Below are 20,031 nucleotides of genomic sequence, written 5' to 3' on the forward strand. Positions count from 1 at the left end.
ATTTAATAAATCAAAAGAGGATAGTATCTTTAAGTATTATTAACTAGCTTTTCAAAAATTAACTAAGAGTCTAGAAAACAATGCCTACATCTAAGGAAGCTTATAAAAAAGTATTAATTTGGAGATATAAACATATCTCTGAACGACAGTTTGTATATGTTTTAAGCGTTTTAGTTGGGTTTTTAGCAGGTATTGGTACCTTAATTCTTAAAAACCTTACTTTCTACTTTCATAGGATTTTAGAAGATGGTCTTATTAAGGACTATCATCATTCTTTATACTTCATCTTCCCTATTTTAGGGCTGTTTTTAGTGTATTACATTAAAAAATACCTCATCAAAAAAGATATTGGTCATGGTATTTCTACCACCCTACAATCCATTTCTAAAAAAAATGGAATTATAGAGCGTTATAAGATTTATGCTTCTTTAATTACAGCTCCCATAACTGTTGGTTTTGGAGGGTCAGTAGGACTACAAGGCCCTGCTGTAAGTACCGGTGCCGCTTTAGGTTCTGGAGTAGCGCAATTATTTCATATGAACATGAGAACTCGTATGTTATTAATTGGTTGTGCTACTGCTGGGGCTATGTCTTCAATGTTCAAAGCTCCTATTGCTGCTATTATTTTTGCAGTAGAAATTTTTAGTTTAGACCTTGCTTTTGCATCGTTAGTTCCATTATTATTAGCATCTGTTTCTGCTGTAATTACTTCTTATTTCTTTTTAGGAAAGGATGTACTATTTAGTGTGCAACTTCAGGATGCTTTTGAAATTAACGACCTCATCTTTTATATTGCTTTGGCTATTTTTACAGGGTTCTCTTCTGTATATTTTTCTAAAATTTATTTTAGAATTATTAATTTTTTCAAAAAATACAATCCTTTTAAGCGATTAGTCTTTGGCGGAATCGCCATTGGTTTAATGCTTTTTTTAATTCCTCCACTATTTGGTGAAGGTTATGGAATTATCAATAATTTATTATCTGAAAACGCTAGTGATGCGCTTAAAAGTATTCATTATAATATTGATTTTGAAAATGTTTGGATGGTTATTATCTTTCTGCTAATCATTGGTATTTTTAAAGTAATTGCCATGACGACAACTTTTGCTGCTGGTGGAGTTGGTGGAATTTTTATCCCTACACTTGTTATGGGAAGCGCTTTAGGAAATGTTACTGCTAAAATTATTAACCAATTTGGATTTGATGTCTCAGAAACTAACTTTACGTTAATTGGAATGACAGGCTTAATGGCAGGGGTTTTACATGCTCCTTTAACGGCTATTTTCTTAATTGCTGAAATTACTGGAGGTTATGATTTATTTGTTCCGCTAATGCTTGTTTCTGCCGTTTCTTATGCTATTACTAAGTATTTTGTTTCTAATTCTATTTACACTATCGAACTAGCTAAACGTGGTGAACTTATTACTCACAATAAGGACAAGAATGTAATGATGATGATGAAGATTAGTAAAATTATTGAAAAAAACTTTATTAAAATTCATCCTGAGATGACTTTGGGAGAAATGCTAAAACAAGCTGTTTCAAAATCAAAAAGAAATATTTTTCCTGTGGTTGATAGTGAAAACAAGTTTAGAGGAATTGTTTTATTAGATGATATTCGTCCCATGATGTTTAATCAAGATCTTTACGAAACAACCACAGTAAGGGATATTATGAAAATAGCTCCCGCCATTATTTTTTATGATGACGACACTGAAAAAGTGATGCAAAAATTTAAAGAAAGTGGCGCATGGAACTTACCTGTTGTTAAAAATGGAGTTTATGTTGGTTTTATATCTAAATCAAAACTGCTTTCTGTATATAGAAACAAACTAATTGAGGTTACTGTTTAGTTAAATATTGTACCATTTTATCAGGAAAATCGGTAAAACCGCCGTCAACATTTGCTTCGAAAAGCAATACTTGCATCATTTCTTCAAAAGAAGTAAACTCATCTAGTTGATCTGATCTAAAGGTATATGGATGTACTTTTAAACCTAGTTTATGAGCTTCTTCAACCAATGTTGTAAACTTCCACTGAGTTCCTTCTTTCTTATCTAAAATTTGCTTGTACCAAGGTCCTAACCCATCAACATAGGCTGCAAAATGTTTAAGCTGTTTGGTTTCCTCAGGGAACTCAATTAACTGCACTAAAAACAATTCCGATTGTAATTGAGTACGCACTCGCTCTAGTTCTTTGGCATCAAAACACTGAAACATACATTTATCTTTCCTGGTTATATAACCATACTCTGAAAGAATGTTCAGCGTAATTTTGGCAATGTCTTTTCCATTTTGATGATGAAATTCAGGGTTTTTAATTTCTGGATAAATTCCAATATTTTTTCCTGTAGAAGCATTCAATCCTTGAATTAACTCTATTTCCGATTGTAAAGAATGTAATTTAAAGTTTCCTTTTCCCTTTGGGAATCGATTCGGATACACTTGTACTCCTGTTTTTGGATTGAATCGCTCAGTTACACTCAATTGTTGTAACTCATCAAATGTAAAATCAACTACATAAAAACGTTCGTCTTCTCGTTTTCTTTCTGGAAATTTTTCAGCCACATCAGTAACATCATCCAAATAAATATCATGAATCACTACAGGAACATTATCTTTACTTAATACTAGATCTTGTTCTATATAATCAGGATTCATAGCATACGCCATGGCTTTAGCTTCCATAGTGTGTTCTGGTAAATATCCTGAGGCACCTCTATGGGCAATTACTATTTTCTTTTGCATATTAGTTGTTTTAGTTTCTGTCTTGCATCCGAAGAAAAGAGATAAGAAAAACAGTACATAAATTTGTTTCATTATTTACAGATATACTTGAGCGGTTAGAACTAACATTGTAAAAACTGTTAAAATAATTACTAACGGAATTACAAACTTCAACCATCTATCATACCCTACTTTAACAATTGCTAACGATGCTAAAATTAAGCCTGTCGGATTGATAAAAGCAAATAACCCCATTCCATATTGATATGTGTTTACAATCACTTCTCTACCTACTCCAACGGTATCGGCTAAAGGTGACATGATAGGCATTGTTAGTACTGCCATACCTGATGAACTTGGAATAAAAAAGGATAAACCTGAGTAAATAAACAGCATTACATTAGTAAAAATTCCTTTAGACATCCCAGTAGTAAACTCACTTGCATGTTGTAAAATAGTATCGCTAATTAAACCTTGCTCCATTAATACAGAAACTCCACGAGCAATACCAATAATAAAAGCTACTCCTAATAAATCTCCTGCCCCTTTAATAAAAGTATTTACAAAGTTTTCTTCTTTCATTTTAGCTAAAAAACCTATTAAAATAGCCCCTATTAAAAACACAACAGTCATTTCTTCAAACCACCAACCTAAGCGAGAAACTCCATAAATCATGATTACAAAGCACATTGCAAAAATGGTTAGTATAATTCTTAACCTACCTGTTAAACTGTGCGTATTTGAAGTTGAGCTCCCAAAAAGATTTTCAATCATCTCTTTTTGATCGTAAATAATAGATTTTGTTGGGTCTTTTTGAACTTTGTTTGCGTAACGTAAAATATAAATGACACATATTACAATTCCTCCAATTAACATTAACAACCTTCCTGTAAATCCTGTTGTCCAGTTAATTCCTGCCGCATCTGAAGCTATAATAACACTAAACGGATTTACTGTTGAGCACATTGTACCTATAGATGATCCAATATACACACATGCTAAAGCTACTATGGCATCGTATTTTGCTGCTAAAAATATTGGAATTAATATCGGATAAAAGGCAATGGTTTCTTCTGCTAATCCAAAAGTTGTTCCTCCTACGGCTATTAAGGTTGTTACTACAAATATGAGCCAGTATTCTTTTCCTTTTAATGTTTTTGCTAACCAAGCTATTCCAGCATCAAAAGCGCCTGTGAAGTTCATTATTCCTATAATGCCTCCTAAAATCAAAACAAATAAAATTATATCAGAAGATTGAATAATTCCTTTTATAGGAGATTTAAAAAATTCTAAAAAACCTTGTGGTTTTGGATCTAATTGTGTGTATGTTCCTGGTACACTAATTGGTTTTCCTATATCTCCATTGGTAAACTTTTCTAATGGGATTTTAATACCTAAGTCTTCTAATGTTTCTTGACTTACAGGCATTGTCTTTTTATTCTCTAAATGTATGTAAGTAAAAGAATTGCTGTTTTCTTGATACTGTAAGGTATCGAACTTGCCTGCAGGTATAAACCACGTTAAAACAGCAACTAATCCTGCTATTAATAATAAGATAGTATGTGGAGTTGGAAATTTAATATTCTTCAAGACAGTGAATTATTATTTATCTCCATAAAAGTAAAAAAAACCAAGAGATGCACATCTCTTGGTTTAATAATAATTAAAATAATTATTGGGAATATTGAAAAAAGACTTTGGTTTTCTAATTTAACATAGAAGCTCTAGCTCCTCCTGGCTGAAAGATTGCTCTCATCCTATTTCGTTGACCATCTGTGAACATATACATACAAGCATCGTCTGTATAATCCATATAGTTCATTGTCATATCTGCAGATTTACAATTAACTGTTGGATATGAAGGACAACCATAATTAGGTCCATCAGAAGCTGGTGTATCTTCTACAAAATCGTCTTGACGACATCTACCATCACCCCAAATATGACGTAAGTTTAAATAATGTCCTATTTCATGAGTTAAAGTTCTTCCTTCATTATAAGGTGCTGCAGAACCTCCTGGTAAACTAGAATATAATAAAACTACTCCATCGGTAGCTGAGTTTCCTCCTGGAAATTGAGCATATCCTAAAATTCCACCTCCAATATTACATACCCATACATTTAAATGAGTTTCTGGGGTAATTGGTGGGTAAGCTTGCTTTACTGCATCATTTGTTCCCCAAGAAGATGTAGAATCATCGTATCTAAAAGTGCCTGCTAACGTAAATGTTATTTCAGTATTAGTAGCATCATTAATAAAATCAGTAGCTCCTGATGGTAATTGATTTGTGTTTGGACTTGTAAAATCACTATTAATGACATTCATTTGTGATTGTACTTGTGAGTTTGTAACCGCACTAGCATTTGGAAGTACAATATGAAAGTATACAGGGATATCAATGCTTAAACCATCATCTATTGGTTCAACATCAACGTCTCCATCACCTCCTCCATTATTTCCTCCGTTTCCACCTCCTGGTGTTCCGTCTGGCTTCTTACTGTTTAAAAACTTCCTTGTAGCATATTCTATATTATACATTTTCTTATACAATCCAGGATTTTCTTTTACTTGTCGATTTAAAACCTTCATAGAATAACATTTGTTAGATATAGTTCCTTTCGATGCTACCTCATCAGTTTTTACATAAAAGTCACTCATATCTACACCTACTTCCTGAGATATTTCTTGTTTATCATTAGTTTCATCTTGACAGCCAATTAATAGACTTGCCATTACTGCAAGCCCTAGAAAAAGTTTTTTCATTTTTTGAAATTTTAAAGCATTAGTTAAAATTTTCATTTTATAGCTATCTAATTTACAAAGAGTAAAAACAAATAAAAACAGGAAAAACACCTGATAAACAAAATGTTAACCTCTTTTTTTTGTTTAAAACTTATTTTTAAACAAAAAAAGCCAAGAGATTTAAATCTCTTGGCTTTATAATAATTGTAATAATTATTGAGAACGCCTTAAAAAAGACTATTGGTTTTCTAGTTTAACATAGAAGCTCTAGCTCCTCCTGAAGCAAATAAAGCTCTCATTCTGTTACGTTGACCATCTGTAAACATATACATACAAGCATCGTTTGTATAGTCCATATAATTCATTGTCATATCAGCAGATTTACAGCTAACATCTGGAAAAGTTGGACATCCGTAGTTTGAAGCATCAGAAGATGGAGTATCAGCTACGAAATCGTCTTGACGACATCTTCCGTCTCCCCAAATGTGACGTAAATTTAAGTAGTGACCAATTTCGTGAGTTGCAGTTCTACCCATGTTGTATGGAGCAGAAGAACCACCTGGTAAACTTCCTGCTAATAATACTACACCATCTGTAGATAAAGAACCTCCTGGAAATTGAGCATATCCTAAGATACCTCCTCCTATTTCACACACCCAAATGTTTAAGTGAGTTGAAGGAGTAACTGGAGGGTAAGCAGCTTTTACAGCATCGTTAGTTCCCCAAGAAGACTTAGAGTCATTATGTCTAAAAGTACCTGCTAATGTAAATTGAATTCCTGTATCAGTAGCATCATTGATAAAGTCAGAAGCTCCTGAAGGAAGTTGATTTGTATTTGGATTACTAAAGTCATCATTTAACACATTCATTTGTGCTTGAATTTGACTATCAGAAACACTATTTGCATTTGGTAAAACAACGTGTACGTATACAGGAATATTAATAGTTCCTAAACCGTCTTCGATTGGTAATACATCTACATCTCCTCCACCAGTATCTCCTCCACCTGGTTTACCTTTCGCTGTTGTTAACTTTCTTGTAGCATACTCAATATTATACATTTTCTTGTATAATCCTGGGTTTTCTTTTACCTGTCTGTTTAAAACTCTCATTGAGTGACATTGCTCAGATCCTCCTTTGTGAGAAACTTCTTCAGTTTCTACGTAGAAGTCGCTCATGTCGATTGATTGTTGAGGGTCTAACGCTTCATCTTTAGCGTTTTCTTGACACCCTACTAAAACTGAGGCTGCTACAGCTAGTGTTAAAAAAATTCTTTTCATGTTGTGAATAATTAAAAAATTAGTTATTGAAAAACTGCCCTATAGGGCAACAAATTTGTTAAAAAACTCAAAAGAAAAGGCATCGTCAATTAAATTGTTAAATACCTACCACTTTGACAATTATTTGAAGGGTTTTTTAACGATGTGCAATATATAATTTTTTTTTAATGCTAAGAAAAAGTTAAAGAAAAGTTAATTTCTTAGGCTTTATCACTTGGGAGCCTTTAATTATTAACAATATCGAAATGTTAAATTTTAACAAAAACAATAAAAAAACGTCAATTTTAAACAAACTAAATCATTAATGTGATAATTTTAAAATCAAAAAACCATTTTTTTCACAACGCAAATAGGCTATTTTAAAATAATCTAAAAAACATATCTTTACCTTCTATTAAAAAATTAATTATGGAAAACTCATTTAATTCAAAAGTGCTTGTTGCACAAGTTTCAGAAGCTGACAGAATTGCTTTTTACAAAAAAACCTATACACATGTTGCTGGAGGTGTATTATTATTTGTTTTGTTTGAATATTTATTTTTACAAAGTGCTACTATTGTTGAATTTGCCTTATCTATGACGCAAGGCTATAAATGGTTATTACTACTAGGTGGTTTTATGTTAATTACCAACTACGCTGAAAGTACTGCTTTAAAAACCTCTGATAAAAACTTACAATACTTAGCATATTCAGGGTATATCTTTGCTGAAGCGTTTATTTTTATTCCGCTAATTTATATTGCGATAGCGTACACTAACAACTTTGATGTTATAAAACAAGCAGGAATTGTTACACTATCGTTGTTTGTTGGAATTTCATCAATCGTTTTTATTACCAAAAAAGATTTTTCTTTTATAAGAGCTGGATTGTCAGTTGGATTCTTTATTGCAATAGGATTGATTATCGCTGGTGCTTTATTCGGGTTTAATTTAGGATTATGGTTTTCTGTTGGAATGTGTGTATTAGCAGCTGGTTCTATTTTGTATCAAACTTCTAACTTAGTTCACAAATTTTCTACAGATGATTACATTCCTGCTGCACTAGGGTTATTTGCTTCTTTGATGCTATTATTCTGGTATGTATTACAAATATTTATGTCAAGAGATTAACTAAGAAACTATTATATAAAAAAGCCTCCACTTGGAGGCTTTTTTATTTTTATCTAAATTAAGTTCTTTTTAACTTAACATCATCTGCGCTTTCTTAACAGCACTAACCAATACATCAACCTCCTCTTTAGTATTATAAAAAGAGAAAGAAGCGCGCACTGTACCTGGAATACAATAAAAGTCCATAATAGGTTGTGCACAATGGTGTCCTGTACGAACCGCTACTCCTAGTTTATCTAAAATTGCACCAACATCATATGGATGAATTCCTTCTAAATTAAAAGATATTACTGATGTTTTATTAGAAGTACCGTAAATTTTCAATCCATCTATTTTTTCTAATTCTTGGGTTGCATACGATAACAATTCGTTTTCTTGCTTTTCTATGTTATCAAAACCAACTGAATTCATATAATCAATAGCAACTCCAAATGCTATTCCACCACAAATATTAGGTGTCCCAGCTTCAAATTTATGAGGCAATCCAGCGTAAGTAGTTTTTTCAAAAGTTACAGTTTCAATCATTTCTCCTCCTCCTTGGTATGGCGGTAATAGCTGTAACAATTCTTCTTTTCCATACAACATTCCAACACCTGTTGGTCCGCACATTTTATGAGCTGAAGCTACATAAAAATCAGCATCTAATGCTTGAACATCTGGTTTTATGTGAGGTACTGCTTGTGCTCCATCAATCAACACATAAGCACCAAATTTATGAGCAGCGTGGATAATTTCTTTTACAGGGTTAATTGTTCCCAATGCATTCGACACGTGGTTACAAAAAACTAATTTTGTTTTTGGATTCAATAATTCATGATAAATATCCATTCGTAGCGAACCATCTTCATCCATCGGAATTACTTTTAAAACAGCTCCTGTTTTTTCGCATAACATTTGCCAAGGCACAATGTTAGAATGATGCTCTAAAGCAGATACAATTATCTCATCACCCTCTTGTAAAATAGATGCAAAACCTGATGCTACAATATTAACCCCATGTGTTGTTCCTGAAGTTAAAATAATTTCATACGAATGCTTCGCGTTGAAATGTTTTTGAATCTTAATTCTGGCTTCCTCATACTTGTCAGTTGCTTCCTGACTTAATGTATGTACACCTCTATGAATATTTGCATTGTAATTAGAATAATATTCAACAATAGCATCAATTACTACCTGTGGTGTTTGTGAGGTTGCTCCGTTATCTAAATACACTAATTTTCTCCCATGTACTTCTCTATTTAAAATAGGAAAATCAGCTCGAATTTTATCTATACTAAACATGTAAAATATCAAATTTAGCACAAAGGTAGGGCTTGCGTTTCAAATACAAACATCAAACAATTAAATTCTTACATTTGCTAGAAACCTCTCACATGAAAAATTTTAAAAGAATCCTTTTTCTTATTTTAATTGCCCTTGCAATTACTATTTTTTACAACTACCCGAAGCTAAATATTCTTGCAGGATACTCCGCTAAAAACACTGCTTCTTCTGTATTTCTAGCAGGAAGAAGTTTAGAGTTTACAGATGCTAATGACAATAACTTTTCTCCTATAAATATTACTTCTGATGAAATTAATACGGAAGAAAAATCTGCTACAGGTTCAGTGTACGGATTGCTAAAAAGAAAGGCTGTATACAGAGAAGGACTTGGTGCTGTTTTAGTTACAGATGATTTTGACATCACCAAACCTCAACTAACTCCTAAACGTTCCGAACCAGACAGTATAACTCCTTTTCCTTACGGAAATGCAGATCATAAAGACACTATTTTCGCTAACATTAATTATACAAAACTAAATGAGACTATTGATACTATTTTTAATGATAGAAATCAAACACGTTCGGTAATAGTGATATATAAAAATAAAATTATTGCTGAAAAATATGATACTGGTTTTACCAAAGAATCGAAGCAACTAGGTTGGTCTATGACCAAAAGTATTACGGGTACTTTGTTCGGAATTTTAAAATGTCAAGGAAAAGTTGATGTTCAAGAAAACAACTTGTTTTCTGAATGGGAAAACGACGACCGTAAAAACATTACAATCCATAATTTATTACAAATGAATTCTGGTTTAGAATGGAACGAAGATTACAATAGTATTTCTGATGCTACCAAGATGCTTTTTTTAGAAAAGGATATGACCAAAGTTCAAGTGAACAAACCTTTAGTAGGAAAACCCAATGAAACTTGGAATTATTCTTCGGGAACTTCTAATTTGTTATCTGGTATTTTACGAACAAAATTCGACACACACCAAGAGTATCTTGATTTTTGGTATAGTGCTTTAATTGATAAAATAGGCATGAACTCTATGATTGTTGAAACCGACATGAGCAATCACTTTGTTGGGTCTTCATACGCTTGGGCAACTGCAAGAGATTGGGCTAAACTAGGCTTATTATACCTACATAATGGTGAATGGAACGGAGAACATTTGTTTGATAAAGATTGGGTAACTTATGCTACAACTCCTACTCCTACTTCAGATGGTTGGTATGGTGCTCAAATTTGGTTAAATGCTGGTGGTAAATATCCTGATGCTCCAAAAAATATGTTTTCTTTTAATGGGTATAAAGGTCAAAATGTATTTATTTTGCCTAGTCAAGATTTGGTAGTTGTTCGTACAGGACTTACCAAAAATGCAGATGTAAATACCTTATTAAAGGGAATTATAAATTCTATTAAAAATTAAACCATGAATCCTTTTTATTACGTGCTTTCCATAAACGGATTGCTTTTTTTATTCAGTGTTATTTTTCACTTTTTCCCACCTAAAAAAATTAATGCTATTTATGGGTATCGTACTAATAAAACCATGAAGAATGATACTATATGGCAATTTGCCAATGCTTTTTTTACCAAAGAGTTTATGAAGTATTCAGCAATTTCATTAGTTGCGGCTTTAGTATTGGCTTATATATCAAAAGAATTAACATGGCAACCTATGGCAATTATGTTATTGTCACTAGCTGTATCTGTTATTAAAACCGAACAAGAAATCAATAAGAATTTTGATAAGGACGGAAATAAGAAGTAAAAAATTCTTCAAGACGTTTTAACTAAAAGACCTTGATGTTTTTACAAAAACATCAAGGTCTTTTTTTAAACTCATACGTATCTTTTGTAAAGATTACATTGACAAACTATTTTTTATACTCTTCTTTGAGTACTGTAATATCATCTATAATTTTCTGCATATTTTCTTTTTTAGTTCCATCATACGAACCTCTTATGCGTCCTTCTTTATCTATCAACACAAAGTTTTCAGTATGTACCCAATCACTCTCTCCCCCATCACCTTCATCCAACACAGCAAAATAGTGCTTTCGTGCTAAGTTGTAAATATGTTTCTTTTTTCCTGTAGTTACATTCCATTTTCCATCAATTACCCCTTTTTCATCAGCATACTTTCGTAATTGTGGTACGCTATCCATTACTGGAGTTACTGAGTGTGATAAAAACATGATATCATCATCATTTTTATAATGCTCTTGCAACTCACTCATGTTATACGCCATCGCAATACAAATAGTTTGACAACGCGTAAAAAAGAAATCAGCTATATAAATCTTTCCTTCATAGTCAGCATTCGTAATGGTATCTCCATTCTGGTTAATTAAGGTAAAATTTCCTACTCTATGATTCTTTGTCCTATTTCTTACAGAAGCATCCACAAGTTTAGGATTAATATCAGCAGGGTTATAAATAGGTAACTTTTTATCAACCTTTACTAAGTGATAGAAAACAGGCACACCAATAGCACAAAAAACTAAAATAAAAATTAAGGTGCTTTTTGATTTTTTAAAGAATTTAAAATCCACAGTACTAAAATTTTCTACAAAAATACGACTAAAAACAGCGTTTATAAACCACTATACTAAAAACTTTGTTAAAACAAATGCGCAACTGTTACACAAACTTTTAGAACTGTACTGAAAAACGTACATTTGTCAGATTTTAAATTTAGACGAACACCATTTATGGAAATTTTAATAAAAGCATCACAATTCATTTTAAGCTTATCGCTCTTAATCGTTTTACACGAATTAGGACACTTTATTCCAGCAAAATTATTTAAAACTCGTGTAGAAAAATTCTACCTGTTTTTCGATTATAAGTTTTCGCTATTTAAAAAGAAAATTGGCGAAACGGTTTATGGTATAGGTTGGATTCCGTTAGGTGGTTATGTTAAAATTGCAGGAATGATTGATGAGAGTATGGATACCGAACAAATGCAAAAGCCTGCGCAACCATGGGAGTTTCGTTCTAAACCTGCATGGCAACGTTTAATTATTATGCTAGGTGGAGTTATTGTTAATTTTGTGTTAGGTATTTTAATTTACATCTGTTTAATGTGGGCTTATGGTGAGAAATACTTACCTAATGAAAGTTTAAAAGACGGTGTTTGGGTTCAAGATCAACTAGGAAAAGATTTAGGTTTAGAAACAGGAGATAAAATTTTAACAATTGACGGACAAAAAATAGAAAAATTTAGAGAACTTCCGTTAGAGTTTATTAACGGTACTTCTTATACTGTTGAAAGAAACGGAACTGTTCTTGAAAAAGAAATCCCTACCGACTTTATCTCAAAGTTAGTAGATAGAGGTAAAGATGCTGGCGCTTTTATAACTCCAAGATACCCATTTGTTATTGCTGGTGTACAAAAAGATTCGTTAAATGCTGATAGTAATATTTTACCAAAGGATATTATAACTGCTGTAAATGGACAAAACATAACTTATTACGATGAAGCTAAATCTATTTTATTAAATTCAAAAGGACAAGAAATTAGCTTATCTATAAAAAGAGGTAAAGAAAACTTAACTATTCCTGCTAAAGTTTCAAATTATGGTAACTTAGGTGTGAAATGGGGAGCAATTTCTTTACCAGACTTAGAAAAGTTAGGGTATTACAACCTAGCTGAAAGAACCTATTCTTTTGGAGAAGCTATACCTGCTGGTACTCAAAAAGCGTGGACAACCTTAACCAACTATATTAAGCAAATGAAAAAGATTTTAAATCCTAGTACAGGTGCTTACAAAGGTTTAGGTGGATTTATCTCTATCGGAAGTATATTTCCTTCGGAATTTAGCTGGGAAACATTCTGGAACATTACAGCCTTCTTATCAATTATGTTAGGTTTTATGAATTTATTACCAATTCCTGCTTTAGATGGTGGACATGTTGTATTTACCTTGTGGGAAATGATTACAGGTAAAAAACCAGGTGATAAGTTCTTAGAATATGCTCAAATTACAGGATTTATCTTATTAATAGCATTATTACTATTCGCCAACGGAAACGATATATTTAGGTTATTTAAATAACCTATAAACAATACAAAATAAAAAAGCATCGTACTAAGTACGATGCTTTTTTATTTATGTTATATTTTAACTTAGCTTACTTATTTAAGTTTTCCGCTGCGCGACGTTCTAACTCTGCTTGAAATTCTTCCATAACAGGTTTTACAGTACTTTCAGGTATATCAGCTACCTTTATGTACATTAACCCGTCAATAGCATTATTAAACTTAGGATCTACGTTAAACGCAACTAAACGTGCATTTTGTTTCACATACTTTTTAATCAATACTGGAATACGTAATTCCCCTGGCTCAAGCTCATCAATAATCTTATCAAACTTTTGCATATCTGCCTCTGTAGCGTCAAATACAAAATCCTTATCTGCATCCTTTAGTTTTACCTTAAACTCTTTCTTAGGATGAATATATTGTGCCACATACGGATCGTAATAATGAGATTTCATAAACTCAATCATCAATGATTTTGAGAATTCAGAAAACTGATTACTTATACTTACCCCTCCCATTAAATATTTATGTTCAGGATAACGTAATGTAACATGCACAATTCCTTTCCACAACAAGAAAAGTGGCATTGGTTTTTGTTGATATTCTTTAATAATAAAAGCACGTCCCATTTCGATGGTTTTTTCCATCATTGGGTACAACTCTGGCTCAATTCTAAACAATGTTTGAATATAAAAACCATTTATTCCGTGTTTCTTAAAAATATCTTTTCCTAATCCCATTCTATAGGCTCCTACCAACCTGTTTTGTTGGTCATCCCATAAAAACAAGTGGTGATAATATTTATCAAACTTATCTAAATCAATAGGTTTATTGGTTCCTTCTCCTACTTCTCTAAATGTAATTTCACGTAACCTTCCTATTTCATGTAAAATATTTGGTATTTCTTTTGCGCTAGCAAAAAACACTTCATAATTTTTACTTTGTAATAGCCTACTTCCTTTTTCTCGTAAAGCATCCACCTCTTTTACAAATAGATCTGGCGACTTTTGAGAAATAATTTTTTTAGCTTTCTTTGGAATTTTTAAATTGTGTGTTGACAAAATCTTTGGAGATGCTTTCTCATACGGATTTGCCAACATGTAAGTTTTTCTACGTAAAAATTGATAAAAATCAGGTATTTCAGTAAATGAATCTTGATCTTTTACTGATATTGGCTTACCAATTCTTACCTTAATAACTCTGTTTTTTTGAGATAGTAACTCTGACGGTAGCTTTGCTGTTCTTAGTGTATCGCTAATTTTAGATAATGTGTAAAACAGCTGACTGTTTTTAGCATGAAAATAAATAGGAATTACAGGTACTTTTGCTTTTTTTATTAAGCGTACTGCCCCTTGCTCCCATTCTTTATCTACCATTAACTTTCCATCACGATATGTAGATACTTCCCCTGCAGGAAAAAGCCCTAATGGTTTTCCTTCTTTTAAATGTAATAAAGCATTTTTTATTCCTGCAACACTCGATTTAGCATCCTTATGATTCTCAAAAGGGTTTACTGGCATTACATAGGGCTTTAAAGGCTCTATTCTATGCAGTAAAAAATTTGCTATAATCTTGTAATCAGTTCTATGCTCTAATAAGAGTTTTAACAATAAAATACCATCTATCCCTCCAAGCGGATGGTTAGAAATAGTTATAAATGGCCCTTCTTTAGGAATACGTTTTAAATCTTCTTCTGGAATTTCAAACTCAATCTGAAACTCATCTAACAAGCCATTTAAAAAAGGTAAATCTTTTTTGTGTTTGTGCTTGTTATAAATTTCATTGGCGGTAGAAATTCGCAAAACTTTCATCAGCAACCAACCTGAAAACGTTCCGAAAACGCCGAACTTATCGGCCCCTATTGCTTTTGCAACTTCTTTAGGTGTTACTAATCCCATACATAGTTATCAATTGACATAACTGCAAATATAATCGATTTTTTGCAAGCTTTACATGTTTTCTTGAATCACTAACTGTGCAGTTTCAGTATTTATTTGACGAATGATTGATTTTCCTCGTTTTCTTATCGTTTTTATAGCTTCATCATTAAAGTGACGAATTGTATATAATGTAGCTCCTTTGTATGCTCTTATTTTATAAGCTCCTTTTAAGTCGTTATAAAAATCTTCAAAATTATTGTACTTATCTTCTATACAAACAGAAAAACTAATCGCTGAATTCTGAATTAAGTTTACTTTTAAATTATAGTCGTGTAGCTTCTTAAAAACATCGCTAATATTATCTTCTACCATAAAAGAGAAATCTTTTGCTGAAATTGCTACTAAAATTTGATTTTTCTTTACGATAAAACAAGGAACTTCTGGTGTTATTTTTTTCCCTCTTCCAACACACGTTCCAGATTTTGTAACATCTTCAAAAGAACGCACATACAGCGGAATGTTTTTTTGTTCTAAAGGCTGAATTGTTTTTGGGTGAATTACCGATGCTCCATAAAACGCCATTTCAATAGCTTCTGTATACGAGATTTCTTGTAACAAAGCCGTTTCTGAAAACACTCTAGGGTCAGCATTTAATACTCCTTGAACATCTTTCCAAATAGTAACACTATCAGCATCCAAACAATAGGCAAAAATACCTGCGGTATAATCGGAACCTTCTCTTCCTAATGTAGTTGTTTCTGTTCCAAACCCTCCTAAAAACCCTTGTGTAATATTTAGTTTAGATACATCAACTTTTTCTTTGATTTGTTGCTCAGTTTGCTCCCAATTTATTTTAGCATCGCGATAAGTACCGTCGGTTTTTATATACTCTCTTACGTCTAACCATTGATTTTCTACTCCTATTTCAGATAAATAAGCACTTACAATAGTAGTAGATAGTAATTCTCCAAAACCAACCATTTGATCGTACACATAGTTGTAATCTTTGGATGTATTTCGAGCCATGAAACCGCTCAATTCACCAAACAAATGATTTACCTTGTTATATATCTCGTCATTTGGACTGAATAAATCTCCCAGCATTTTTTGATGGAAGTCTTCTACAAAGCTCAAAGAATCTTTAAGGCTTTCTTTTTTGTAGAAATAATCATTAACCACTTGCTCAAAAGCATTGGTCATTTTTCCCATGGCAGAAATTACAACTAGTGTATTTTCTGTTCCTTCATGTTGCAATACTTTCGCAACATTTTTCACTCCATTCGCATCTTTTACTGATGCTCCTCCAAACTTAAATATTCTCATTACAAAATTGTTCTAAGCTTTGTTCATTCATATGGCATACTCTCCACTCATCATACACAGTAGCTCCTGTATTTTTGTAAAAATCAACAGCTCCTGTATTCCAATCTAATACTTCCCAGGCAACTCTTTTACAATTATTTTTATATGCATAATTCATTACGGCACTATATAGTGCCTTTCCTGCTCCAATACCTCTTTTAGATTGCGTTACCATGAGATCTTCTAAATGAATTGCTTTTCCTTTCCATGTAGAATAACGTTCATAAAACAACGCCATTCCTATAATCTTATTATCTTCTTCAGCCACAAAGGTTTTAAACTTCGGTTTATCAGAAAACCCATCTTTAACAATGTCTTCAACCGTAATTTTAACCGCATCTGGCTCCTTTTCAAAAACAGCTAATTCAATAATTAAATCTAATATAGCTTGAGCATCTTTTTGCTCTCCTGGTCTGATAATAAAACTCATTTCTTAATTTTTTTTGTAAAGATACTTCTCTTAAAACTTTCTGATAAAACAAATGAAAAATTAAAACACATCATATTTTTTTGTTGAAAATTTTAAATTACTAAATAAAAGTTGGCATCTTTGTACGCACAACACAAAAATTTGACATGAGTAACAAGCATATGACGCTGGGTGAGTTTATCATCAGCAAACAAAAAGACTTTAAATATTCTTCTGGTGAATTATCTCGTTTAATAAATTCTATCCGATTAGCTGCTAAAGTAGTAAACCACGAAATTAGAAAAGCTGGATTGGTTGATATTACCGGAGCTGCTGGTGATATTAATGTACAAGGTGAGGCACAACAAAAGTTAGATGTTTTAGCAAACGATTTATTTAAACAAACATTAATTAATCGTGAGATTGTTTGTGGTATTGCTAGTGAAGAAGAAGACGATTTTGTAATTGTTGAAGGTCAAAACAAAGCCAACGAAAATAAATATGTGTTGTTAATGGATCCTTTAGATGGATCATCTAACATTGATGTAAATGTTTCTGTAGGAACTATTTTTTCTATTTACAGAAGAATTTCTCCTGTTGGAACTCCTGTAACTAAAGAAGATTTTTTACAAAAAGGTAGCGAACAAGTAGCCGCTGGTTATGTAGCTTATGGTACCTCAACCATGTTAGTTTTTACTACTGGTAATGGAGTAAATGGGTTTACCTTAAATCCTGCCATTGGTACTTTTTATTTATCACACCCAAATATGAGTTATCCTGAAATTGGTAGAATTTACTCAGTAAGTGAAGGATATTTTACACATTTTCAAGAAGGAATGAAACGTTTCTTAATTCACTGTAAAGAATTAAACGAAGCAGATAACCGTCCATACACAGCACGTTATATTGGATCGTTAGTTTCAGATTTCCATAGAAACATGGTAAAAGGTGGGGTTTATATTTACCCTGCTACAGCTATAACACCTAAAGGAAAGTTACGTTTATTGTACGAATGTAATCCTATGGCGTTTATTTGTGAGCAAGCAGGCGGTAAAGCTTCTGATGGTTTTACTCGTATTTTAGATATTAAACCTACCGAGTTACACCAACGTGTTCCTTTTTACTGTGGTAGTATACAAATGGTTGAAAAAGCTGAAGAATTTATGACTGAATTTTCTGCTGATGAAAAGCCAACCTATTAAAGAATAGTTATTATTTATACTCAAATAAATTATCCATAAGGCAAACAGTTGTTTGCCTTATTTTTTTGGGTTAAATTTACATTCGGAAAAACGAAAAAATTAATCTATTAAAAAACAAATAATTATGGCTTTTAACTTACCAGAATTAGGATACGCTTATGACGCTTTAGAACCACATATAGATGCTAGAACTATGGAAATTCACCATACTAAGCACCACAACGGATATACTACTAAATTAAATGCTGCTATTGAGGGTACTGATTTAGAAGGAAAATCTATCGAAGATATTTTAACAAATTTAGATATGAACAATGCTGCTGTTCGTAATAACGGTGGTGGTTTTTACAACCACTCTTTATTCTGGACAGTAATGAACCCAGAAGATAGAGGATATTTATCTGGAGAATTAAAAGATGCTATCGAAGCTGAATTTGGTTCAAAAGAAGCTTTTATCGATGCTTTCTCTAAAGCAGCTGCTACACAGTTTGGTTCAGGATGGGCTTGGTTATGTGTACACAAAGGAGGTAAAGTAGAAGTTTGCTCTACTCCTAACCAAGACAACCCATTAATGCCAGGTGTTACTTGTGGCGGAACTCCTATTTTAGGATTAGACGTTTGGGAACACGCTTATTACTTAAACTACCAAAACCGTCGTCCTGATTATATTGAAGCTTTCTTCAAAGTAATCAACTGGAACGAAGTGGAAAGAAGATATGCTGCTGCTAAATAATTAATAGCTTTAGCAATAATAAATACAAAAGACCTGCAAAAATGCAGGTCTTTTTTTATACCGTTTTTTGTAATCGGAAACTTTTTGTTCTTTCTTCAAAACTTGTTTGTTCTATCGGTAATACTGCGTTTTCAAATAACTCTAGTAAATCCTCAGTATGTTTAGCTGAAGATAATTTTAATAAATCAAAATACACGAAAGAACTCCAAAGTATGGCTTTTAAGGCTGTTTTATCTTCATTCCACATACATATTTCAACTAACAAATTTCTATCGCTATAATTAATCAATTGCGATTCTATCGTTACAGTTTCCATTAAAGTTGCTGGTTTTAAATAGGCTATTTGATGTGAGCCTACCACCCAGCTTTTTCCTCGTTCTTTTCCATGTTGGTAGATATCTAAATTATAATTGGCTATCAATTGATCTTCTCTGGCGTTGATTAAATAATTAAAATAAGAAGCATTATTTAAATGATTGAAAGGATCGCAATCTTGAAATCTAATTTTTGTTTTACTTTCTAAAATTTTTGGTATTTCCATGGTATTATATTTAAAATATACCGAACGGTATATTTTTGATTAAAAAAATAGTTATTTCTGTAATTCTTGTTTTATAATTTGTTGCAATACTGTAGATACATCTTTTAAGTAACTATCATCTTTCATTATATGTGTCATATAAACTGCTCCTTCAATCATGTAAAAAAAACGTTTTGCATACAACATACTATCTATTGATTTTTTTATTTCATTGGTGTCTTTTGCTTTTTCAATTAGCTGAGAAAACCGCTCTAAAATTCTGTGATTGTACGATTGAACCAATTGAGTAATTACCTTATTTTGATTGTTAGCATCTACACCGATATTTAAAATAGGACATCCACCAAATTGTTTATTGTACTCATAATAATCTTCATAAAAAACTGCTATGTTTTTCAGCATCTCTAAAGGTGTTTCGCCTTTGTTTACAGTCTTATTTAAGTCCTTTAGTACCTTTCTTACTGAAAACTTAAACGATTCTATAGCTAGCTTTTCTTTATTTTCAAAATGACCATAAATAGCCCCTTTGGTCAAACCAGTTGCTTCTGTTATTTTTGATAAACTCATCGCAGAAAAACCGCTTCTATTAAAAATAGGAGCTACTGTTTCAATTATAAAAGCCTTTGTTCTTTCTGATTTAGACACTTTTCAAAATATTAGAGATACAAATATATACAAAATATACTGAACGGTATATTTTGTGTGTTATAGAATAAAAATCCG

The 20,031-nt window shown here is 32.1% G+C and carries 18 protein-coding genes; 7 read left to right on the forward strand and 11 right to left on the reverse strand.

Features of this window, described 5'->3' with window-relative positions; genetic code table 11:
- Positions 1-80: 80 nt before the first annotated feature.
- Positions 81-1,853, forward strand: a complete 1,773-nt coding sequence (locus VBY68_RS12760; RefSeq protein ID WP_415269952.1) for a chloride channel protein — start codon at positions 81-83, stop codon at positions 1,851-1,853.
- On the opposite strand, the gene glpQ is transcribed toward VBY68_RS12760, so the two are convergent.
- The 4 genes from glpQ to VBY68_RS12780 all read right to left on the reverse strand — a co-directional run bounded on the left by glpQ (position 1,843) and on the right by VBY68_RS12780 (position 6,750).
- A complete protein-coding gene (gene glpQ / locus VBY68_RS12765) occupies positions 1,843-2,820 on the reverse strand; it encodes a glycerophosphodiester phosphodiesterase (protein WP_415269953.1) in 978 nt (325 codons plus the stop codon). The two genes, VBY68_RS12760 and glpQ, sit on opposite strands and share 11 nt — an antisense overlap.
- Positions 2,821-2,823: 3 nt before the next feature.
- Positions 2,824-4,317 (reverse strand): YfcC family protein, encoded by a 1,494-nt coding sequence (locus VBY68_RS12770; RefSeq protein WP_415269954.1) that lies wholly within the window; start codon positions 4,315-4,317, stop codon positions 2,824-2,826.
- 115 nt (positions 4,318-4,432) lie between these two features.
- Positions 4,433-5,491, reverse strand: a complete 1,059-nt coding sequence (locus VBY68_RS12775; RefSeq protein WP_415269955.1) for a zinc metalloprotease — start codon at positions 5,489-5,491, stop codon at positions 4,433-4,435.
- Positions 5,492-5,718: 227 nt separating this feature from the next.
- Entirely contained in the window at positions 5,719-6,750 is a 1,032-nt protein-coding gene (locus VBY68_RS12780; RefSeq protein WP_099215077.1) for a zinc metalloprotease, read from the reverse strand.
- A gap of 408 nt (positions 6,751-7,158) precedes the next feature.
- On the opposite strand from VBY68_RS12780, the gene VBY68_RS12785 reads away from it, so the two are divergent.
- Positions 7,159-7,860, forward strand: coding sequence for a Bax inhibitor-1/YccA family protein (locus tag VBY68_RS12785; protein ID WP_206512784.1), 702 nt, complete (start codon positions 7,159-7,161; stop codon positions 7,858-7,860).
- A gap of 69 nt (positions 7,861-7,929) precedes the next feature.
- On the opposite strand, the gene VBY68_RS12790 is transcribed toward VBY68_RS12785, so the two are convergent.
- Complete coding sequence (locus tag VBY68_RS12790; protein WP_415269956.1) at positions 7,930-9,141, reverse strand: aminotransferase class V-fold PLP-dependent enzyme; 1,212 nt, start codon at positions 9,139-9,141, stop codon at positions 7,930-7,932.
- A 92-nt stretch (positions 9,142-9,233) separates the two neighbouring features.
- Between VBY68_RS12790 and VBY68_RS12795 the strand changes: the two genes are divergently transcribed.
- Both VBY68_RS12795 and VBY68_RS12800 read left to right on the forward strand, forming a co-directional pair.
- Positions 9,234-10,559 carry a serine hydrolase domain-containing protein gene (locus tag VBY68_RS12795; RefSeq protein ID WP_415269957.1) on the forward strand — a complete coding sequence of 442 codons (1,326 nt, stop codon included), beginning with the start codon at positions 9,234-9,236 and terminating at the stop codon, positions 10,557-10,559.
- Between the two features lie 3 nt (positions 10,560-10,562).
- Positions 10,563-10,904, forward strand: coding sequence for an SdpI family protein (locus tag VBY68_RS12800; protein WP_121146572.1), 342 nt, complete (start codon positions 10,563-10,565; stop codon positions 10,902-10,904).
- 106 nt (positions 10,905-11,010) lie between these two features.
- Here VBY68_RS12800 and VBY68_RS12805 read toward each other — a convergent pair whose 3' ends face one another.
- Positions 11,011-11,688 (reverse strand): SCO family protein, encoded by a 678-nt coding sequence (locus VBY68_RS12805; RefSeq protein WP_415269958.1) that lies wholly within the window; start codon positions 11,686-11,688, stop codon positions 11,011-11,013.
- Between the two features lie 159 nt (positions 11,689-11,847).
- Here VBY68_RS12805 and rseP point away from each other — a divergent pair, with 159 nt between their 5' ends.
- On the forward strand, positions 11,848-13,194 hold the full coding sequence (gene rseP / locus VBY68_RS12810) for an RIP metalloprotease RseP (RefSeq protein WP_415269959.1): 1,347 nt from the start codon (positions 11,848-11,850) through the stop codon (positions 13,192-13,194).
- Positions 13,195-13,270: 76 nt separating this feature from the next.
- On the opposite strand, the gene VBY68_RS12815 is transcribed toward rseP, so the two are convergent.
- Genes VBY68_RS12815 through VBY68_RS12825 form a run of 3 tightly spaced genes read right to left on the reverse strand, consistent with a single transcriptional unit; the run spans position 13,271 to position 16,853 of the window.
- Positions 13,271-15,079, reverse strand: coding sequence for a GNAT family N-acyltransferase (locus tag VBY68_RS12815; protein ID WP_099215069.1), 1,809 nt, complete (start codon positions 15,077-15,079; stop codon positions 13,271-13,273).
- Positions 15,080-15,130: 51 nt separating this feature from the next.
- Entirely contained in the window at positions 15,131-16,384 is a 1,254-nt protein-coding gene (locus VBY68_RS12820) for an aspartate kinase (RefSeq protein WP_415269960.1), read from the reverse strand.
- Positions 16,371-16,853: a GNAT family N-acetyltransferase gene (locus tag VBY68_RS12825; protein ID WP_273693591.1), complete on the reverse strand. Its 483-nt coding sequence runs from the start codon at positions 16,851-16,853 to the stop codon at positions 16,371-16,373. Before VBY68_RS12825 ends, VBY68_RS12820 begins: the two co-directional genes overlap by 14 nt.
- Positions 16,854-16,999: 146 nt before the next feature.
- Between VBY68_RS12825 and fbp the strand changes: the two genes are divergently transcribed.
- On the forward strand, positions 17,000-18,034 hold the full coding sequence (gene fbp / locus VBY68_RS12830) for a class 1 fructose-bisphosphatase (protein WP_415269961.1): 1,035 nt from the start codon (positions 17,000-17,002) through the stop codon (positions 18,032-18,034).
- 124 nt (positions 18,035-18,158) lie between these two features.
- Entirely contained in the window at positions 18,159-18,767 is a 609-nt protein-coding gene (locus VBY68_RS12835) for a superoxide dismutase (RefSeq protein WP_121146566.1), read from the forward strand.
- A gap of 55 nt (positions 18,768-18,822) precedes the next feature.
- Here VBY68_RS12835 and VBY68_RS12840 read toward each other — a convergent pair whose 3' ends face one another.
- Both VBY68_RS12840 and VBY68_RS12845 read right to left on the reverse strand, forming a co-directional pair.
- Complete coding sequence (locus VBY68_RS12840) at positions 18,823-19,308, reverse strand: acyl-CoA thioesterase (RefSeq protein ID WP_415269962.1); 486 nt, start codon at positions 19,306-19,308, stop codon at positions 18,823-18,825.
- Positions 19,309-19,359: 51 nt separating this feature from the next.
- Positions 19,360-19,953: a TetR/AcrR family transcriptional regulator gene (locus VBY68_RS12845; protein WP_415269963.1), complete on the reverse strand. Its 594-nt coding sequence runs from the start codon at positions 19,951-19,953 to the stop codon at positions 19,360-19,362.
- Positions 19,954-20,031 lie beyond the last annotated feature (78 nt).

The sequence above is a fragment of the Tenacibaculum ascidiaceicola genome (genome assembly GCF_047470925.1).
Lineage (GTDB): Bacteria > Bacteroidota > Bacteroidia > Flavobacteriales > Flavobacteriaceae > Polaribacter > Polaribacter discolor.